The organism is Streptomyces fuscichromogenes (assembly GCF_014645815.1).
GTDB classification, from domain to species: Bacteria; Actinomycetota; Actinomycetes; order Streptomycetales; family Streptomycetaceae; genus Streptomyces; species Streptomyces fuscichromogenes.
The window spans coordinates 25,516-45,482 of sequence record NZ_BMML01000041.1 but is presented as its reverse complement, the minus strand read 5'-3'; the positions used below and the strand labels follow the sequence as shown (position 1 = coordinate 45,482).

Genomic DNA, 19,967 nt, shown 5'->3' with positions numbered 1-19,967 from the left:
TACCGATTGTCAAATCGGGTTTCCGGGTGGCAGAAGGGAAGGCGCTCGTGGCGTGAGCCGAGTCCGCGGTATCCGGACTCCGGTTCGCACGCCTCCTGGCCGTTACTGTGGATCCGGTCGGTCATGAAGCCTTTTCCGCATACAGGTACTCGGGCTGAAGTGGGCCAGGGCCCGCCGGTTGCCGTCCCCGCCCAGCCGGGCGGCCGTCGGCTCCACCGGCTTGCGCCGTCCGTCCAGCAGCAGGCCCCGCAGATACGCCTTGCCCCACCATGGCTGATCCGCCCGCGCGCGGCTCGAACACCTCCGCCGCTGAGACTGTGTCCTACATGGTCGGTTTGAGGAGCCGTTTGTAGCAGCAGAGAGCGGCTGCGAGTCCGAGAAAGGACAGGTAGGTGCCCAGTCCGGTGCCAGGACGGCGAGCGGGGTGCCGCACGCCGTCCTCGTTCCAGTCCCGCAGCCGTCGCCGGCAGGTCATGCCCGAGCTGAAGCCCCGCTCCTTCGGGAGGTGCTCCCACCGGATGCCGGTGTGCAGCACGTACAGGATCCCGCACAGCACCTCCCGGTCCGGTAACGCCTTGCGGCCGGGATACCGCAAGCGCCGTTCGCGCTGCGGCAGCGGCGGCTCCAGGCCATCCCACCCGAACCGAACGCACAACTCCCGCTCCGGGCACGGCAGTCAGAGGCAATCCACCTCATTGTGTCAGGCGTTGTAAGTCCTCCAGATGACACCGGACCGCTGCCGGCTTCTCAGCCGGCGCACCCGCTCAACAGCACGGGCAATCAAGGAGACATGCCACCGGCGAGTGAACCTGACCAAGCACTACTGGCTTTCCGGCCACCGATGAAGGAGATCGGCTCGCAATTCGGAAAGCGGTCGAGTGATGCAGCGCACATAGGGTCCGGGCCGGATCGGGATGGTGTTAGCGTGCGGCCGTGAATTTCCCTGCAAGGCTCGACACCAGTGGCCCGATCGGATTGCTCGACCTGTTCGGCGACAGCTTTGTCAGGGATCCTTATCCCTGGCTGGACCTCCTGCGGTCCGAGTCTCCCGTGCACCACGACCCCGTTACCGGGATGTGGCTGGTGAGCCGCCACGAGGACGTGCGGCGGGTACTCCTCGCACCCGATCTCTTCCTCCCGGACAACGCCCAACACGCCGTCACCGCGCTGCCCATCGCTGTACTGCGGGTTCTGGCCCGGTCCGGCTTCACGCTTCCCCTGGCGCTCGCCAACAACGGCACCACGACTCACCCCGGGCTGCGGAGAGTGGTCACCAGGTTTTTCAACGCGCAGCGCGTCGCTGATGCCGTACCGGTGATTGAGCGTATCGCCACTGAATTGCTCGCTGACGTAGGGTCACAGCTGGCCGCCACCGGCGGCTGTGATCTGTTCGCCTCGTTCGCCCAGGTCCTTCCGTGCAGAGTACTGATGGAACTCCTCGGTATCCGGGGCCTCGACCCGAGCACTCTGATTCGTTGGAGCGACGCTTCACTGGAACTCTTCTGGGGCAGACCCGCGCCGGAGCGGCAACTGGAGTTGGCAGAGCTTGTGGTGGCCTTCCATCAGTGGCTCACCGAGACCGTACGCAGCGGCCCGGTCCCCTCTGACTCCTTCATCGGGGCACTGAGCCGCCACCGTCTGCCGGACGGTGCGCTCCTGGACGTCGAGACCGCGGTCGGCGTGTGTTTCTTCGTCTTCGTCGCCGGCCAGTCCACGACCGGGCAACTCATCGCCACCGTTCTGCGCCGGGCGCTGGTCGAGCCCGGTATATGGCCGCGCACGGCGTCGGAGGCGGGGCTCGCCGAGGCCTGGGTCGAGGAGGTTCTGCGACGGGAGCCGCCGGTGACCACCTGGCGCCGGGTCACCGCGCGGCCGACCGAAGTGGATGGGAACGAACTCCCCGCGGGTGCACACATACTGCTCATGCTGCTGGGCAGTGGCTCCGACCCGGAGGTCTTCCCCGATGCGGAGCGGATGTGCCCGAACAGGGCGAACGTCCGCCACCATCTGGCCTTCGGCGCGGGACGTCACCGATGCCCCGGCGCGTCTCTGGCGCGCACGGAGGCGGCATTGGCCCTGCGCGCGGCAGCCCGCGCTCTCCCTGACGTTCGTCTGTCAGCCGAGGCCGCAGCACCTCGGATGCTTGGCCTGCTCTCCTTCAGGGCACCCCTGGAGGTGGCGGTAGAACAGCCGTAGGCAGCTGTATCCCGGGCTTTCACACCGCCTGCGACCTGCGACTGCTCGTTTGTGAGCTTGCCGGTGACATGTCGCACATATGCAGAGAGTTGACGGAACATCACTGGTTCCATGAATCTCTTGATCACGACATGACGCTCCACGGCAACAGCCGCTTGAGCGTGTGCACGACCTCGCGAGCACCCTCGGGCGCGCGATCCGTGCTCAGTCGTTCGCACGCGATCCTTCGCCAGAGATCTGGCCCAGCACCCTGTGTGCCGAAAGGCGAATGATTCCGGTAGCGCGTCCTGTTCTGCCTGCGGTGCAGCGGCCGGCGCGCGCCACCTGCCGGCTTCGCGTGCCGCCATCCGCTCCCGCCTTGCCCGGAGGTTCCGTGCCCCCGCAGTACCCCCCGAATCCACCTGGCCGTCCATCGGCACTGCGCGACGCGCGCGACGCCGAACAGCGGACTCGCGTGGACCACTTGCGCGAGGCCGTTCACCGGGCTCAGCGGGCCTTTGTCGCCGTCAACCTGGTTCCCTTTGTCGTCGGCATAGTGCTCTCCTGCTTCACCGACGTTCCCGCAGTCGCAGTGTACGGAAAGCTCACACTTGGCCTGGTGTGGGGCATCTTGCAATGCGTACTCTTCGTCGCCACCGCATGGTGGTACGAGAACCGGAGCACGCGGGTGTTCGATCCCGTCGAAATGTCGCTGACGGCGCGTGTGCACCAGACCGAGATGTCGGGAACCGGCACCGGCAACGGCTCCCCGGCGGTGACGCGGTGAACATGGACATCCTCAGCTCGGGCATCGTCGACCCCATCGGTTCGGGTGCGAGACGCCCAGTGATCTTCGCGTTCCTCATCTTCATCGGGCTGTGTCTGCTGTGGCTCTTCACGCTCGCCACGGCGGAGGAGGACTCTCCGGAGAGGCTCTACATCGCCGACCGGTCCCTATCCCCGGTCTTCAACGGATTCGCCATGGCCGGCGAGCAGATCTCGGTCGTCACCCTGCTGACGGTCCCGGGGACCATCGCTCTGTTCGGCTACGACGGGTTCACTTTCGCCCTCGACAGTCTGATCGCGCTCGGTGTGCTGCTGCTTCTCGGGCAGAAGATGCGCAACAGCGGTGGCTACACGCTCGGCGACATCTTCTCGCTGCGGGCCCCGGACAGGGCGCCCCGAGTCGCCGCGACCGCGGTGACGCTGGCCATCACCGTCCCCATCCTGATGATCCAACTGAGGGCCGCCGGCGTCAGCGCAGCACTCCTGATCGGCACCCCAACCGATGGGGCCGAGGTGCTGTGCACCGTACTGATGGGCTGCCTCGTCGCCTGCTTCGCCGCGGTGGCAGGCCTGAAGGGGAACAGCTTCATGCACGTCGCGAAGGTGCCGCTCACCATCGGGACACTTGCCGCAGTCACCTGGCTGGCGCTCAGGAAGTTCCACTGGGACCCCGGAGCCCTTCTCTCGGCTGCGGTCGACAAGAGCAGCGCCCCGAACGGCTACCTTCGTCCTGGGGGTTGGCCGTACACGGCTGGTCTCGGCTCGCTGAACACGTTCTGCGACCACATCGTCGTCATCCTCGGTACGGCCGTGATGCCTCATCTGATCCTGCGGGTCGGCGCGTCCCGATCCGGGCGTGCGGCGCGGCGGTCCATGAGTATTGCCACGGGGTTGGTGGGTGTCTTCATTCTCCTTCTGATCACCACGGGCTTTGCATCCGTGGCCGTTGTGGGCGCCACGAACCTCACCGCGGTCGACCCGGGTGGGCAGGCCTCGCCGATCCTGCTGGCCTCGGAGGTACTCGGCGACGGGTCGGCGGGCCGTGTCGTGCTCATCACGGTCATGGCGTGTGTCGTCTTCCTTGCCGTGCTCACCACCGTGACCAGCGTGACATTCGCCGCCTCCGTCTCCTTCGCCCACGACGTGTTCGCACGAGGCAGGCGCCGCCGCACTGACACCGAGGAGGTGCGGGCACTGCGGGTGGCCGCCATCGTCCTGTGCACGGTATGTCTGTCGCTTGCCGCGGCCATCCACCGGTACCCCACCGAGTTCCTGATCGCCTTCTCGATCAGCGTTGCAGCCTCATGCGTGTTCCCCGTGTTGATCTACTCGTTGTTCTGGCGCCGGTTCAACCGCAGAGGACTGCTCTGGTCCGTCTACGGCGGGCTGGTGCTGTGCACCGCTCTCACGGCCTTCTCGCCCATCGTCTCCGGAACCCCGTTCGCGCTCTGGCCGGAGGCGGGCTTCGACTGGTATCCGTACCAGACCCCGGGACTGGTGTCCGTGCCTGCTGCGTTCGTCCTCGGGTGGCTCGGCAGCATCACCGCACCAGCGGCCTCCGAAGTCGGCTTTGAGCGCATGCGGTACAGAATCCTGACGGGGCGGGAGGCCGGGCCCGAGGCTGTTGATGCACGGCGATAGGGACTGAGCCAGCGGGGGCGCTCGCGGACCTTGCGACGGAAGGCCGACGTTGAGGTGACCATGTCCTCGGCGGTGGTCGGCGGGAGACGGTCACCGTGTCGAGCTGCTCGCCCCGGCCATGGTGGCCAGGGGCGGGCGATCCAGTAGAAAGCCGCGCGCGGAGGGCTGGCCCCTCAACGACGGGAAGCGGATCACACAGGCTCTGCTGAGGTCAGCAGGTGCGCGGCGGTGGGAGCAGCACAGCGGTCTCGACCGGATGCCACTGGGCCGCTCCGTTGTCGTGCCGGTGACGCCGGGCCGCCGGGCGATGGCCGGACCGGAGCCTTCCAGGACTCACAGCAGATCGACATGGGTGCGTCCTGCCATTGCGGACTTCCGTGTACTGCCATCTCACTACGCGCTTCCCCTGGGACGGGAGTGGGACGGGCCGGCCGGCCCGACGATGGCCGAGCTGTCGCGGGCAGGGCAGGGGATTCCACCCACCGGCTGTTGCCGCACCACAGACCTGGGGCGAGCGCATCGTGCGGAAGTCGACCGTGCGGTCTGCGTCTGCCGCAGTGTCCATGCCACGAACGTATGAGTTCCGCGCCTGCGTCTGCACGAAGCAGCGCGTTCGCCGTGACTGCCACTCTCGTTGATCGACGGCACGGTCGGCGCACCGCCGATGTCGCGGAGGGGCCTCCGGCAGGGACGAGGCGTCATCCGCCGCTCCGGTCGGTCTGCCGGCGCCGGGCAGTCCGTGCCGTCCGGCCGCCACGGGTCCCCACCGGCGGTCGCCCCCCACCAATGGAGATCAGAGAGGATCACCATGACGCTGTTCGCACGTTTACCGCGAGTGAGAGCCGCAGCCGCGTTGTCCGCTTTCGTCCTGCTCACCGGTGCTCCGGCGGCCTTCGCGGGGACGGGTTCATCCCACCCGCACGGCTCCGGGAGAGCGTCGATCCTGGAAGAGGACATCACCAACCTTCCCGACACCCGCGAAGGACAGCCCACCATCGCGGTCAACCCCAGGAACCCCGACAACCTGGTCTACACCGCCACCACGTTCCCCGACAGCCCGGGTCTGGAGCCCGTCGGGGCCTGTTTCGTGGCCTTCTCCTTCGACCGGGGCAGGACCTGGCACCGGGCCGGCTGGCCGATGGGCGACCGACCGCAGTGCGGTGAGCCGGAGGTCATGAGCGACGCCGAGGGTGTCTTCTACATTTCCGACAACCAGATCGGCCCCGACCGGTACACGACGTACACCAACCACAACGTCGTGTCCAAGTCCGTCGACGGCGGACGGACATGGACGGGTCCCGTGCAGACCCCGCTGGTCCTCGGCGGTGCCCCCAAGCTCCGCGTGGACCAGGCCACCGGCAAGGTGTACGCGGTCGCCTCGCACACGACCTTCGAGTACCCCAGCGCCGTCTCGGTCAGCGACGACAAGGGCGAGACCTGGTCCGACCCGGCGACGATCCCCGGTCCCCAGCCCTGCGTCGAGATCACCCCCGACCTGCCCCCGTCCTGCGGTTACCCCGGCCGGGAGATCGCCGTCCACGGCGGGATCCTCGCCTCCGCCGCACAGGGCGACGACGGCAGGGTGACCTTCTACACCACGCACGACGACGGAGCCACCTGGAAGACCTTCCCGGTCACCGACGGCCAGGGCAGCCCCGTGCCCAACGGCACCGGTGCCCTGGTTCCGGTACCGGCGTTGGGAGCGGCCGCCGACCCGGTGCCGTGGGTGTCCGCCGACCCCACGCACAAGGGCCGTTTCGCCGTCATGGTTCCCCGGGGAGACAACCTGGAGGTCTATGTCACCGACAACGCCGGCAAGTCCTGGAACGGACCCGCCGTCATCGCGGCGCCCAACGCACAGCGCCCGTGGTTCGACTTCGGTCCGGGCGGGCAACTGGGCGTGATGTGGCGCACGACCGAGCTGAACACGTACTCGGTCGTCTCCTTCGACCACGGCCGCACCTTCAGCGACCGGCTCCAGGTCAACGCGACCACCGAGCCCGCCGGGGTCAACGGCCCTCCCGGAGACCGCTGGTCGACCATCACCCTCGACAGGAAGTACGCCTACGTCGCCTGGGCCGACGGTCGCAACGGGGAACTCGACAGCATCCTGGGCCGGGTCCCGCTGAGCGCCTACCACGGCGGACGCCGGTCCTGACCGGCAGGGAGCCGGGAACGTAGGCCGCCGTAGGCCGCCGCCGGCCGTCGGGGTGCCTTTCCCGCCAGAAGCCAGGGGAAGGCACCTCCTTCGCAGGGGGGGGCACGACACCCGGGCGGAATCCCGGTGAGGCCGAGGCCGTCGGGAACCGTGAGGTCACCACGATCTTCTCGGCCGCGCCAGGGGTGCGGGCCGACTCGTGGGCGCGTTCGGCCTCTTCGAAGGGAACGCGGCGGCTGAACAGCTTCGCGAAGCGGTCCTTGTGCTCGGCCGGGCAGGGGGTGACCTCGAAGATCTCGGTCGGGTGGCCCTGGGAGGCGATCAGGGGCAGTTCGCTGCGGAGCATGCCGCCGAGGTCGATCTCGCCCTTCACGGACCAGCGCGCCCTTGGGACCGGGGTGGGCGTGGTGGGATGAGGCGGGTCAGTTCTGGGCGAGGCGGTGGCGGTTGACCAGGCCGCCGGCGGCGCCGAGCGAGACCAGGCCCATGGCCGTGGCCGCGACGATCCCCTCGATGCCGTTCAGGGCGAGGGCGCAGTAGGTGGCGACGCCGCCGTTGAACAGGAACAGGAACCACAGCACGGGGGCGGTCGACAGGAACGCCTTGACGCGGGGCCCGCGGGAGATCCGCGAGCCGGCCAGCAGGGCGAGGGCGGAGCCGCCGTAGGCGGCGATGTTCTTGCCCGTGCCGTCGAGGAAGGCTCCGGCCCCCAGGCTCGCGCCCAGACCGCAGACGAACGCCGTCCACAGCATCACGTCCAGGGCCAACTTCCTGGTGGCGGTGGCGGTGGCGGTGGCGGTGGCGGTGGCGGTGGCGGTGGCGGTGGCGGTGGCGGTGGCGGTGGTGGCCATGACGGATTCCTTCCGGGCGGATCGTTGTGTGCCGGGCTTTCCTGCCCCGCACACCACGATCCGTCCCAGCGGCCCCCACAACCACGGGCCCCACTCCCCGAAGCGGGGTGTAGACCGCTACACCACCACGACGACCGCGGCCGCGAGGTACTGCGGATGCCGTAGGAGCGGTCGGCGATCTCAGTAGGGGCTGTCGGCACTGGCACGACGACGCCAAGGGCCTCGGCTTCGGACCATGGACGAGTTCCCGATCCGAATGTGGAGATCCGCTCCGTGGCTGTTTTGCTCTACCGCGTAGGCCGTACGGCCTTCCGTCGACGCTGGTACGTCGCCCTGCTCTGGGTGGTACTGCTCGGCGCCCTCGGCTTCGCCTCGACGCAGGCCGCCGCCCCGCCCGACGACAACGGCTCCATGCCGGGCATCGAGTCGCAGCGCGCCTACGAGCTGTTGCAGAAGCGTTTTCCCGGTACCTCGCAGAGCCCGGACCAGGCGACGGCGCGCATCGTCTTCGTCGCACCCGACGGCGAGAAGCTGACCTCGACCAGCAACCGGGCGGTGATCGGGAAAGTGGTGTCCGAGGCTGCCGAGAGCAGCCAGGTCCAGGCCGCCGTGAGCCCCTTCCGGGCCCATACGGTCGACAAGGACGCTTCCACCGCCTACGCGACCGTCACGTACGAGGTCGCGTCCAAGGACCTCACCACCGCCACCAAGGACGGTCTCCGAAGCGCCGTCGACGTGGCCCGGCACGCGGGGCTGACGGTGGACGTCGGCGGTCCGGTCCTGGCCGACGATGCCGTCGCCGCCGGCGGCTCCGGCGAGCTGATCGGCATCGTCATCGCGGCCGTGGTGCTGCTGATGACCTTCGGTTCGCTGGCCGCGGCCGGGCTGCCGCTGCTCACCGCCGTCCTCGGCGTGGGCATCAGCACCGTGTCGATCACGGCGCTCGGCTCGACGTTCGGGCTGTCGACCACGAGCAGCAGCCTCGCCTCCATGCTGGGCCTGGCCGTCGGTATCGACTACGCCCTGTTCGTCGTCTCCCGCTACCGCGAGGAACGCGACCGGGGCCACCACCCGCAGGAGGCCGCGGGCCGTGCCGTCGGCACTGCCGGTTCCGCCGTGGTGTTCGCCGGACTCACCGTCGTGATCGCCCTGGCCGGTCTGTCCGTGGTCGGTGTGCCGACGCTCACCAAGATGGGCCTGTCCGCCGCCGGCGCCGTCGTGGTCGCGGTCCTGGTGGCCCTCACCCTGATTCCGGCCCTGCTGGGCATACTGCCCGACGCGGTCCTGGCCCGGCGCCTGCGCAAGGGCCGGGCCGCCCGAAGCGGGGACAAGGACAACGCCGGCACCCGCTGGGCGCGCTTCGTCCAGCGTCGTCCGATACCCGTGCTGCTCGCCTCCGTGATCGGCCTCGGCGTCGTCGCGCTGCCCGTCCTCGACCTGCAGCTCGGTATGCCCGGCGACGAGTCCAAGTCCACCGCCACCACCGAACGACGGGCCTACGACGAACTCGCCCACGGCTTCGGCCCCGGCTTCAACGGCCCCTTCACCATCGTGGTGGACGCCAAGGGCGCGAAGAACCCCAGGAGCGCCGCGAAGACCGTCGCCAGGACGATCTCCGAGACCAGGGGCGTCGTCTCGGTCACCCCGCCCGTCTTCGACCCGGCCGGCGACACCGCGCTGTTCACCGCCACCGCCGCCACCGCACCCACCGCCGAGCAGACCAAGGACCTGGTCCGCGCCATCCGTGCCGAACGGCCGAGGACTACCGCGGAGACCGGGGCGACGTTCTTCGTCTCGGGTACCACGGCGATCAACATCGACGTGGCGGACAAGATGCAGAGCGCCTTGGTGCCGTACCTGGCCGTCGTGGTCGGGCTTGCCTTCCTTCTCCTGCTGGTGATCTTCCGGTCCGTCCTGGTCCCGCTCAAGGCCGCACTCGGGTTCCTGCTCTCCGTGCTGTCCGCGCTCGGCGCGGTGGTGGCGGTCTTCCAGTGGGGCTGGCTCGCCGACCTGATCGGCCTGCAGCAGACCGGGCCGGTGATGAGCACCATGCCGATCATGATGGTGGGCATCGTCTTCGGGCTGGCCATGGACTACGAGGTGTTCCTCGTCTCCCGGATGCGCGAGGCGTACACCCACGGCGAGCGCCCCGCCGAGGCCGTCGTCACCGGCTTCCGGCACAGCGCCCGGGTCGTGGTCGCCGCCGCTCTCATCATGATCGCCGTGTTCTCCGGCTTCGTCGGCGCCGGCCTCGCGCTGATCAAGATGATCGGGTTCAGCCTGGCCGTCGCCGTCCTGTTCGACGCCCTGGTGGTGCGGATGGCGCTGGTCCCGGCGGTCATGGCGCTGCTGGGGAAGCGGGCCTGGTGGCTGCCCGGCCGGCTCGCCCGGTGGCTGCCCCGCGTCGACATCGAGGGTGCGGCCCTGAGCCGTACACCTGCCGTGGAGGCGGAGCCCACGTCGGTTCCGGAGGCGGCGAACCGTTGATCGAGGCTCCACAGGGCCGGGGCGGCTCGCGACACCGCGGGCGCCCGGCCTCACGGGTTGCGGTCATTTGGCAGGATGTCCTCAGGCCCATCTCGCCGGAGCACACGTCGATGACCACCCGCTGGCAGCATTTCTCCCGCCGACACCGACGTCCCCTCGACGCGGTGCTCGTCGTGGTGCTGTTCATCCTGTCGGGACCCGTGGCGTACGAGAGCAGCAAGTCCTACGCCGACGGTCTCGGCTGGTGGTCCGCGCTGCCGCTCGCGGCCGTGGCGACCGCCGCCGTCCTGGCCAGGCGCGGGCACCCGCGGGCGACCGTCCTCGTCACCGCGGTCTGCGCCGCCGCCGCCGGTGGGGTGGGCTATCTCCTCACCCCCATGCTCCTGGCGCCCGTCCTGGTCGCGCTCTACAGCTTCGCCGCCCAGGAACCTCCCAGGAGGGTCTACCGCTTCTGCCTCCCCGTGACGGCGATGGTCGTGCTGTCCACCCTCTTCGGCGACCGCTACGGCCACCCCTGGCCGTTGGCCACGGTCAATCCCGTCCTCTGTCTCCTGCTGCCGGTGGCCCTGGGCTCCGCCACCCGCATCCGCAACGCCTACCTCGAAGCCGTCGAGACCCGTGCCAGGTACGCCGAGCAGACCCGTGAGGAGGAGGCCCGGCACCGGGTGGCCGAAGAACGCGTGCGCATCGCCCGTGAACTCCACGATGTCGTCGCCCACCATCTCGCCCTCGCCAACGCCCAGGCCGGCACCCTCACCTTCCTCGCCCGGACCAGCCCCGACAAGGTCGCCCCGATGGTGAACCAGCTCGCCACGACCACCTCCTCGGCGCTGCGGGAACTCAAGGCGACCGTGGGCCTGCTCCGCCAGCCCGACGACCCCGACACCCTCGAACCTGCCCCCGGACTGGCCCAGCTCCCGGACCTGATCGAGTCCTTCAGGACGACCGGTCTCGATGTCCGGGTCACGATCGACGGCAAGGAACAGCAGCTGTCACCCGGTGTGGACCTCAGCGCGTACCGGATCGTGCAGGAGGCCCTCACCAACATCACCAAGCACGCACCCGGCGGCACCGCACACGCCCGGCTCGGCTACGGGCACGAACGGCTGACGATCACGGTCACCAACACGCCGGGACAGCTTGCCGCCACCCCCACCCGCATTGCCGACGGGGACGGCTTCGGACTCATCGGCATGCGTGAGCGCGCCCGCTCCGCCGGGGGCAGTTTCAGCGCCGGGCGCCGGTCGGACGGCGGCTTCACCGTTACGGCCGAGCTGCCCATCCTGCCCTGACCGCAGCCATCCCCCCGACGAAGACAGGTCCGATGACGATCCGCATCCTCCTCGCCGACGACCAGCAGCTGCTGCGCATGACCTTCCGTATCCTCATCGGCGAGGTGCCCGACATGGAAGTCGTCGGCGAGGCCGCCGACGGCGCCGAAGCGGTGGAGCTCACCCGCCGGCACCATCCCGACATCGTGCTCATGGACATCCGGATGCCGGGCACCGACGGGCTCGCCGCCACCACCCGGATCTGCGCCGATCCCGTCCTGTCCGCCACCCGCGTCCTCATCCTCACCACGTTCGAGACCGATGAGCACGTGGCGCAGGCCCTGCGCGCGGGCGCCAGCGGCTTCCTCGGCAAGGACGTCTCCGCCCAGACACTCGTCGAGGGGATCCGCACCGTGGCCGGCGGCGAGGCACTTCTGTCACCGAAGGCCACCCAGACCCTGATCACGCGCTTCCTCACCGCCCCGACCCCCACGACGGCCCCACCACCGGAACTCGCGAACCTGACCGTCCGGGAACGCGAGGTCATGATCGAGGCGGCGCAGGGCAAGTCCAACGCCGAGATCGCCGGAGAACTCTTCCTCAGCCCCCTGACCGTCCGCACCCACATCCACCGCGCCATGACCAAACTCAACGCCCGCGACCGCACCCAACTCGTCGTCATCGCCTACCAGAGCGGGCTGGTCCGTCCCTGACCGATGCCTCGGATCCGCCGGCGGCTCCTGCCGCCGGGCGGCGGGGGAGTCTGCTCGTAAATCGATGGTGTAGTCCGCTACACCACGATCGGGGAGTGTGGTCCATCGCGCCACCAGGCGGCTCCACGGGATCGTGGAGATCAGGGAAACGAGCCTCCCACGGTCCCTGACCGGCGCCGACATCACGCGGCAGAGGCGGCCGTCCCTCTTCTCGCCGATCTCGTACCGCTGATGTGGAGGCCCTCCTCGCCATGGCAACTGTCCTCTATCACCTGGGCCGTGTGGCCTTCCGGTGGCGTTGGTTCGTCGCCCTGTTCTGGGTGGCGGTCCTCGGCGTCGTCGGTGTCGTCGCCGCCAAGGCGCCCGCGGCTGCCGACGAGGGTTTCACGATGCCTGGCATCGAGTCCCAGAAGGCCTTCGACCTGCTTGAGCACCGCTTCCCGGGCACGGCGGCGGACGGGGCGAACGCGCGGATCGTGTTCGTGGCACCCAGCGGAGAGAAGATCACCGTCGGCCAGAACAAGAAGGCCGTCGAACGACTGGTCCACCAGGCCGCCGAAGGGCCACAGGTCGCCGCCGCCGTCGATCCCTTCCAGGCCGAGGCCGTCAGCAAGGACGCGACCACGGCGTACGCGACCGTCTCCTTCAAGGCCAAGGCCGGTGACCTCACCGACGCGAGCAAGGCGTACCTGGAGAAGGCCATCGGTCAGGCCCGCCACGCGGGCCTGACCGTGGAGGCCGGCGGGGACGCGCTCGCCGCGCAGCCCGCGGCCGGCGGCGCCGGCGAGGCCGTCGGTGTGGCCATCGCCGCGGTCGTCCTGCTGATCACCTTCGGATCGCTGGCAGCGGCCGGGCTGCCGTTGTTGACCGCGATCCTCGGCGTCGGGATCAGCATGACCGCGATCACCGCGCTGAGCGGCACCTTCGGTCTGTCGGAGAGCACCGGCACGCTGGCCACCATGCTGGGCCTGGCCTGCGGCATCGACTACGCCCTGTTCGTCGTCTCGCGTTACCGCGAGGAGCGGGCCAAGGGACACGACCCGAGGACGGCGGCCGGTCTCGCCGTCGGTACGGCCGGCTCCGCGGTCGTCTTCGCGGGCCTGACCGTCGTCATCGCCCTCGCCGGCCTCTCGGTGGTGGGCATCCCGACGCTCACCAAGATGGGGCTGGCTGCCGCGGGCGGGGTGCTGCTGGCCGTCCTCGTCTGCCTCACGCTCGTTCCCGCGCTGCTCGGGTTCTGGCCCGACGCGGTGCTGGAGCGCGGGGCGCGGAAGAACTCCAAGCGCTACCGGCGCAAGCAGCGCAAGAGCGACAACGGCGGCGCACGCTGGGCGCGGATCGTCGTGCGGCACCCGCTCCCCGTGCTGCTGCTGGGTGTCGTGGGCCTCGGCGCGGTCGCCGTCCCGGCCATGAATCTCCAACTGGGCATGCCCGGCGACGAGTCGAAGCCCACGTCCACCACCGAGCGGCGTGCCTACGACGACCTCGCCAAGGGCTTCGGCCCCGGCTTCAACGGTCCGCTGACCATCGTGGTGGACGCCCGGGGCGCGGGAGGCGCCAAGGAGGCGAAGGCCGCCGTACGGACGATCAAGAAGGACATCGCCGCCACCGACGGTGTGGTCTCCGTCTCGGCCGCCCGCTTCAACCAGGCCGGCGACACGGCGGTCTTCTCGGCCACGCCCGCCACCAGTCCCACCGACAAGAAGACCCAGGACCTCGTCACCACCATCCGGGACGAACGTGCCGGCATCGAGGCCCGGACCGCCGGAGCGACCTTCGAGGTCACCGGAACGACGGCACTGAACATCGACGTCGCCGAGAAGGTACAGGCTTCCCTGATCCCCTACCTCGCGGTGGTCGTCGGCCTGGCGATCGTCCTGCTGCTGCTCGTCTTCCGTTCCCTGCTCGTACCGCTCAAGGCCGCCGTCGGCTTCCTGCTCTCCGTGCTGGCGGCCCTGGGCGCGGTCGTCCTGGTCTTCCAGGAGGGACACGGCGCCGCCCTGCTCGGGGTGGAGTCCACCGGACCCATCATGAGCATGATGCCGATCTTCCTGGTCGGCATAGTCTTCGGACTGGCCATGGACTACGAGGTGTTCCTCGTCTCGCGGGTGCGCGAGTCCTACGTCCACGGCGACACGGCCAGGTCCGCGATCGTCTCCGGGTTCCGCTACAGCGCACGCGTGGTGGTGGCCGCCGCGCTCATCATGATCGCGGTGTTCTCCGGATTCATCGGCGCCGACGAGTCGATGATCAAGATGATCGGCTTCGGACTGGCGATCGCCGTCCTCTTCGACGCGTTCGTCGTCCGGATGCTGATCGTGCCGGCCGTGCTGTCCCTGCTCGGTGACAAGGCGTGGTACCTGCCCCGCCGGCTGAACCGGCTGCTGCCGGACATCGACGTCGAGGGCGAGAAGCTCAACGCCAAGGTGCCTGCTCCCCAGCAGGTGATCCAGGAGGAACCGCCCGCCACAGAGCCGGTTCTCCTCGGCTGAGCATCAGCCGACCCGCCACGGCGGACGTCCTCCTGATCTGTCCGCCCACTGACCGGGGCCGCCTCGGGCGGTGGCGGCCCCGCCGCGCCGGACCCGTGGGGACGGTGGTGCGGCGCGACCCCGGGCCCGGCGGCCCGAGCCTTCCTCTCGGCTCGCCGCCGGGCCCGCTGGCCTTGCGCGCACGGCACCCTTCGGAACCCGACCGCTCCGTTGCCCACACCGCTCCGGCACCGCGGCCCCCGACAGCCGGTCGCCCCCGTACCCGCACCTCGCGGTCATGCCCGAACCGGAAGGCAGCACACTGTGACAACACCCGACCTGCGCATCGTCACCGCTGGAGTCCTCGTAGCCGTCGGCGTCCTGGCCGCTGCCGTCGGCCTCACGCACGACGCCGGCGACGACAGGCCCGCCGCCTCGGTGACCTGGACGAAGGGCCCGTACGTGGCGCTGGGCGACTCGTACACCGCCGGCCCGGACATTCCGGGTCGGCACGGCACTCCGGTGGGATGCGCTCGCTCCGACCACAACTACCCGTCCTTGGTCGCCGGCCGACTCGGCGTCTCGGCAGCGGACTTCAGTGACATGAGCTGCACCGGCGCGACCGTCGCCGACCTCACCGCACCTCAGCACACCGGCAACGGCACGAACCCCGCCCAGCTCACGGCTCTGTCGAGGAAGACCCGTCTGGTCAGCCTCGGCATCGGCGGCAACGACATCGGCTTCGGGGCGATCATCGAACGCTGTGTCGCCATGGGGGCGGTCTACCACGCCCTCGGCAGCGGCAAGTTCATCGCCGAGGACGCGCCCTGCGAGCGGCTCTACACCGAGGACGGCGGCGAGGACCAGGTCGAGCGGAAGATCGATGCCGCGGGCACCCGGCTGGCCGATGCCCTGGGGGAGATCGGGCGCCGCGCTCCCCAGGCCCGTGTCTACGTCGTCGGCTACCCGGACATCCTGTCCGCAGACAGTTCCGCCTGCCGACGGGACATGTCCCTCGCTCCGGGGGACACGGCGTACCTGCGCGAGAAGGAGCAGCGGCTCAACACCGAACTGCGCGAGCGAGCCGAAGCCGCGGGAGCGGTGTACGTCGACACGTACGGGCCCTCGAAGGGGCACGACGCCTGTGCGGATGAAGACACCCGCTGGATCGAGCCGCTCCTGCCCAGCAGTGCGGCGGCGGCCGTCCATCCCAACGCGCGGGGCGAGCGGGGCATGGCCGACGCCGTTCTGCGAGCGCTCCGATGACCCGTCAGGAAGAGCCCTGACCAGGGCTGTTGAGATAGGCCAGCACGGCGAGCACCCTGCGGTGCCCGCTGTCGCTGGGGGGCAGGTGCAGCTTGAGGAACACGTTGCCGATGTGCTTGCTGACCGAACGTTCCGTGATGACGAGGGTCTTGGCGATGGTGGCGTTGTCGTGGCCCTCGGCCATGAGCTGCAGCACCTCGCGCTCGCGCGCCGTCAGTGTGTCGATCGGTGTGTCGCGGCGGCGGGTGAGGAGTTCGGAGACCACCTCCGGGTCGAGGGCGGTGCCGCCCGCGGCCACCCGCTCCAGCGCCTCCAGGAACTCGTCCACACGGCCCACACGATCCTTGAGCAGGTAACCGACGCCACTCGCACCGCCCCCCAGGAGCTCGGAGGCGTACGACTCCTCGACGTACTGCGAGAGCACGAGCACCGGCAGGCCGGGGATGTTCCGCCGGGCCTCCAGGGCCGCACGCAGTCCCTCGTCCCGGAAGCCGGGGGGCATCCGGACGTCCAGCACCGCCACGTCCGGACGGTGCTCCAGCATCGCGGGCAGGGCCTGTGGCCCGCTCCCGACCACGGCCACCACCTCGTGTCCGGCAGACCTCAACAGCAGGACCAGCCCTTCCCTGAGCAGGGCATTGTCCTCGGCGATCACCACACGCACGGCAGCTGCACCTCAATCACCGTCGGTCCCCCGGCGGGGCTGGAAACCATCACGCCACCGTCCAGCGCGGCCACCCTGCGGCGGATGCCCAGCAGGCCCGTGCCCTCATTCTCGTCCGCACCGCCCTTGCCGTCATCCTGGACAACGGCGCGCAGGCCGGTACGGAGCCGTTCCAGCCGCACGTCGGCCCGACGGCCACCGCCGTACTTGGCGGCATTGGTGAGTGCCTCGGCGACCGCGAAGTACGTTGCGGCCTCGACGGCGGCCGGAGGCCGTGGCCCCTCCTCCAGCCCCCCTGTCACCTCCACGGTCACGTCCAGTCCGCTGCCCGCGGCCAGCGCCCTGACGGCACCCGCGAGGCCGCGGTCCGTGAGGATCGGGGGATGGATGCCCCGCACCACCTGCCGCAGCTCGGTGAGGGCCTCCTGAACCTGGTTCTGCGCCTCGGCCATCAGGGTGCGCGCGCCTTCCGGATCCCGGTCGTAGGCGCGCTGCGCCAGCCCGATCCGCATGGACAGGGCCACCAGCCGGGCCTGAGTGCCGTCGTGGAGATCACGCTCGATGCGTCGCAGCTCGGCCTCGTGCGCCGCGATGGCATCGGCGCGAGTGGCCGCCAGCGCCTTGACCCGGGCGGCCAGCAGTGCCTTGGGAGACGGCCTGAGCAGGGCGGTCGACCAACGGGCTTCCAGATCGGCGATCTTCGTGATCAACGGCAGTACGACCGGCGACCGGCGCAGCACACCGCTCCAGGCACCGTCCACCACCAGGGCCAGGGGCCACAGCGGCAGCGCCAGGATCACCAGGGCGCCGTACACGTACGAGGCGACCATCCAGCGCAGGTCGAGGAGGGTGCCGGGGTCGCGGACCGCGATGCGGAGGCGCTCGCGCAACGACCCCTCGATGGCCTGGTACGCCTCGGGGATCTCCCGGCCCGTCCACCTGGCCGTCATCTGTCGCTTCGCTCCTGCGATCCGACGGATCACCAGCACGGTCTCGGGGAGCAGCCAGGCCCCGGCCACCGCGATCGTCCCGACGGCCGTGATGATCAGGACGGTAATGAAGATGTACAGGCCGAAGGTCATGACTGCGGCCAGAACCAGATGGACCGTGGCACGTACGGCCTGCCGCAATGATTTACCCATGTCGCCACGCTAGGCGATCGGACATCGACGTCCGAGGGAGCAGAACACACCGTCGTGGTGTAGCCGGCTACACCATCTGTGCGGGACACCCATGCCTCGTGGCGGCAGCCCGGCGCAGTGGTCACTCGGGGTGGGCGTGCTCCGCGAGGTGGGCGGCCGCATGCGGGGCCTTGTTCCTGTTCTTCCTGCCGGAGACGAGGCCGCCGAGCGCGCCCAGGGAGACCAGCCCCATCATGCCGGAGCCGATGTAGCGGTCCAGGCCGCTCATGGCGAAGTACATGACAGCAGCCGCGGCGCCGTTGACCAGGAACAGGAACCAGAGCGTGCCCGGACGTCCCAGGAAGGCCTTTATCCTCGGCTTCTTCGCGATCTGGGAGCCGGCGACGAGCGCGGCGATCCCTCCGCCGTACGTGGCGAGGTTCTGCTGTGTGCTGCCGTCGAAGATCTGCTTGGCCGCGCCGCTCAGGCCGAGGCCGACGACGAAGAACGACCAGAGGACGAGGTTGACGAAGAACGACTTCACCTTGGCGAGGAGCGAGTTCACGTGATTTCCCTTCGGGGGAGGGGGAGGTGGGTGACGAAGGGAACTCCCTTCGCTCTGGCCTCGACGATTCCGTGACCCGCCCGTCGGCACGAGGGACCGCACTCCCGGAGACGAGGTGTAGTCAGCTACACCATGGGGCGACGAAGCTCCTTGCCGTCCCACGGCTGTCCGCGTTCGGGGTGCGTGCGTGGCGGCTGTGGAAGTTCGGCGACGACCTTGAAGCCCCCGGTCGGGCAGTGTCTCGCCCAGGCGCGGCCGCCCACGGAGCGGGCCCGCTCGCGCATCCCCATGAGGCCGTAGCCGTGCGTCGGCGTCGTGGACGGGGAAGCCGTCGGGGCGCCGCTGTTCGTGACGGTGACGGTCAGCAGGTCGTCGGTGTAGGTGAGCCGTATCTCCGCCGTGTCGGCCGAGGAGTGTTTGGTGACATTGGTGAGTGCCTCCTGCACGATGCGGTACGCCGTGAGGTCCACCCCCGGGCCGAGGGGTCGGGGCTCACCCTCGGTGGCGATGGTGACCATGAGCCCGGCTCGCTCGAAGGACCCTGCCAGGTCGTCGAGTTGGGCCAGTCCGGGCATGGATGACGAGGTGGTGTGTCCCTTGCCGGTTCCCTCCTCGTGCTGATGGCGCAGCAGATGCACGGTGGACCTGAGCTCGCGCAGGGCCGAGGAGGTGGCGTTCGTCAGGGCATCGGCGGATCTCGACACCTCTTCCGGCCATGTCGGGGCGGAGCGGGCCAGGGCACTGGCGTGGAGGTTCGCCAGCACCAAGTGGTGGGCGACGACGTCGTGCAGGTCACGGGCGATGCGCATGCGCTCCTCGGTGACGCGGTGTCGGGCCTCCTGTTCACATGTGCGTTCGGCGTGCTCGGCCTTCCTCCGCTCGGCTTCCGGACACGCGGATCGAAACCGGGTCACCGTGCCGAGGGCGGTGGGCAGGAGCAGCCAAGCGACCGGGCCCAGCAGCTGCAGAGCCGGTGGATCTCCGCCGGGGCCGGAGAGCAGGGCTGTGATCGTGAGCAGGCCGATACCGGTGAACGCGAAGGTGTTCGCCGTTCCGCGGTCCGTGTTCACGGCCAACGAGCAGAGGGCGACCACGAGGGGCGCCAGCAGCAGGACCGTCAGCGAGTGGCCGAGGCAGACAGCGACGGCCGTGCAGGTGAAGGCGGCGACAGCGGCCGCGTGGGGGAACCGGCGGCGCCACACGAGGGCGACGCAGGAGCCCCCGGCCAGAAGTGTGCCGGGCCACCACGGGACGTGCAGGTCGTGGCCGGGACATGTGACCGGACTGCCGGGAACGGAACAGGCGAAGAGCGCGGCGGCGATCAGCGGGTCGGAGGTGCGTGGGCGGCCGGCATGGTGTCTCACGGCCGATGAGGGGTTCGGCCGGGGCTTCGTGTGAGGTCCGGGGCCTGCCACAGGGGCATGACGCGCGTCTGTGTACAGGGCGCGGGTGACACCGGGCCGGTCGCGTCGGCGGTGCCGGAGCGGGTGGGTGTCGGCCGGGCGTGGTGCGGTGCCGTCATGGGTGTTCTCCTCGGTTTGCCGAGTCGAGTTGCTCGACTGTTCGTGGCGGGCGGGGCCTACGACCAACGTCGTCGCTCCTGTACTGCCGGCCCTGTGCGGAGCACCGGTGCACGCGTGTGCCCAGGGCGACAGGCAGACACCGAACGTGATCAGAAGCCGGGTCGCGTTCACGGCCTCGTGTCCCTGCCGACTACGATCGCGTCACTCGGCCGTCGTCACGAGAGAGCGGGCTCCCGGGTCCTTGGTGGAGCGGGATACACCACCGTTCAGGTCGT

General features: G+C 69.7%; 14 protein-coding genes and 2 pseudogenes. 9 read left to right on the top strand and 7 right to left on the bottom strand.

Features of this window, described 5'->3' with window-relative positions:
* Window positions 1–156: 156 nt before the first annotated feature.
* Together IEZ11_RS46705 and IEZ11_RS46700 are read right to left on the bottom strand one after the other, a co-directional pair.
* Window positions 157–301, bottom strand: a pseudogene (locus IEZ11_RS46705) (transposase); the annotation flags it as partial.
* A 126-nt stretch (window positions 302–427) separates the two neighbouring features.
* Window positions 428–676 (bottom strand): annotated as a pseudogene (locus IEZ11_RS46700) (transposase); the annotation flags it as partial.
* A gap of 299 nt (window positions 677–975) precedes the next feature.
* On the opposite strand from IEZ11_RS46700, the gene IEZ11_RS46695 reads away from it, so the two are divergent.
* The 4 genes from IEZ11_RS46695 (at window position 976) to IEZ11_RS46680 (ending at window position 6,760) form a co-directional block, all read left to right on the top strand.
* Window positions 976–2,196 (top strand): cytochrome P450, encoded by a 1,221-nt coding sequence (locus IEZ11_RS46695; RefSeq protein ID WP_229713816.1) that lies wholly within the window; start codon window positions 976–978, stop codon window positions 2,194–2,196.
* Window positions 2,197–2,650: 454 nt separating this feature from the next.
* The gene (locus IEZ11_RS46690) at window positions 2,651–2,962 is read left to right on the top strand and encodes a DUF485 domain-containing protein (RefSeq protein ID WP_189269180.1); all 312 of its coding nucleotides are present in this window, start codon (window positions 2,651–2,653) and stop codon (window positions 2,960–2,962) included.
* A gap of 2 nt (window positions 2,963–2,964) precedes the next feature.
* Window positions 2,965–4,602, top strand: coding sequence for a sodium/solute symporter (locus tag IEZ11_RS46685; protein WP_189269205.1), 1,638 nt, complete (start codon window positions 2,965–2,967; stop codon window positions 4,600–4,602).
* Between the two features lie 835 nt (window positions 4,603–5,437).
* Window positions 5,438–6,760, top strand: a complete 1,323-nt coding sequence (locus tag IEZ11_RS46680; RefSeq protein WP_189269179.1) for a sialidase family protein — start codon at window positions 5,438–5,440, stop codon at window positions 6,758–6,760.
* A gap of 422 nt (window positions 6,761–7,182) precedes the next feature.
* On the opposite strand, the gene IEZ11_RS46675 is transcribed toward IEZ11_RS46680, so the two are convergent.
* Window positions 7,183–7,611 carry a hypothetical protein gene (locus tag IEZ11_RS46675; RefSeq protein WP_229713814.1) on the bottom strand — a complete coding sequence of 143 codons (429 nt, stop codon included), beginning with the start codon at window positions 7,609–7,611 and terminating at the stop codon, window positions 7,183–7,185.
* Between the two features lie 273 nt (window positions 7,612–7,884).
* Here IEZ11_RS46675 and IEZ11_RS46670 point away from each other — a divergent pair, with 273 nt between their 5' ends.
* The 5 genes from IEZ11_RS46670 to IEZ11_RS46650 all read left to right on the top strand — a co-directional run bounded on the left by IEZ11_RS46670 (window position 7,885) and on the right by IEZ11_RS46650 (window position 15,819).
* The gene (locus IEZ11_RS46670; RefSeq protein WP_189269178.1) at window positions 7,885–10,098 is read left to right on the top strand and encodes an MMPL family transporter; all 2,214 of its coding nucleotides are present in this window, start codon (window positions 7,885–7,887) and stop codon (window positions 10,096–10,098) included.
* Between the two features lie 110 nt (window positions 10,099–10,208).
* The gene (locus IEZ11_RS46665; protein ID WP_189269177.1) at window positions 10,209–11,390 is read left to right on the top strand and encodes a sensor histidine kinase; all 1,182 of its coding nucleotides are present in this window, start codon (window positions 10,209–10,211) and stop codon (window positions 11,388–11,390) included.
* Between the two features lie 32 nt (window positions 11,391–11,422).
* A complete protein-coding gene (locus IEZ11_RS46660) occupies window positions 11,423–12,082 on the top strand; it encodes a response regulator transcription factor (protein WP_189269176.1) in 660 nt (219 codons plus the stop codon).
* A gap of 251 nt (window positions 12,083–12,333) precedes the next feature.
* On the top strand, window positions 12,334–14,574 hold the full coding sequence (locus IEZ11_RS46655) for an MMPL family transporter (RefSeq protein WP_189269175.1): 2,241 nt from the start codon (window positions 12,334–12,336) through the stop codon (window positions 14,572–14,574).
* A gap of 303 nt (window positions 14,575–14,877) precedes the next feature.
* The gene (locus tag IEZ11_RS46650) at window positions 14,878–15,819 is read left to right on the top strand and encodes an SGNH/GDSL hydrolase family protein (protein WP_229713812.1); all 942 of its coding nucleotides are present in this window, start codon (window positions 14,878–14,880) and stop codon (window positions 15,817–15,819) included.
* A 4-nt stretch (window positions 15,820–15,823) separates the two neighbouring features.
* Here the strand turns inward: IEZ11_RS46650 and IEZ11_RS46645 are convergent, their stop codons facing one another.
* From IEZ11_RS46645 to IEZ11_RS46630, 4 genes are all read right to left on the bottom strand, one after another.
* Window positions 15,824–16,483, bottom strand: a complete 660-nt coding sequence (locus IEZ11_RS46645; protein ID WP_189269174.1) for a response regulator — start codon at window positions 16,481–16,483, stop codon at window positions 15,824–15,826.
* Window positions 16,471–17,625 carry a sensor histidine kinase gene (locus IEZ11_RS46640; RefSeq protein ID WP_189269173.1) on the bottom strand — a complete coding sequence of 385 codons (1,155 nt, stop codon included), beginning with the start codon at window positions 17,623–17,625 and terminating at the stop codon, window positions 16,471–16,473. The genes IEZ11_RS46645 and IEZ11_RS46640 overlap by 13 nt, the downstream gene beginning before the upstream one ends.
* 121 nt (window positions 17,626–17,746) lie before the next feature.
* Window positions 17,747–18,169, bottom strand: coding sequence for a hypothetical protein (locus tag IEZ11_RS46635; RefSeq protein WP_189269172.1), 423 nt, complete (start codon window positions 18,167–18,169; stop codon window positions 17,747–17,749).
* Window positions 18,170–18,294: 125 nt separating this feature from the next.
* Window positions 18,295–19,533 carry a sensor histidine kinase gene (locus tag IEZ11_RS46630; RefSeq protein WP_189269171.1) on the bottom strand — a complete coding sequence of 413 codons (1,239 nt, stop codon included), beginning with the start codon at window positions 19,531–19,533 and terminating at the stop codon, window positions 18,295–18,297.
* Window positions 19,534–19,967 lie beyond the last annotated feature (434 nt).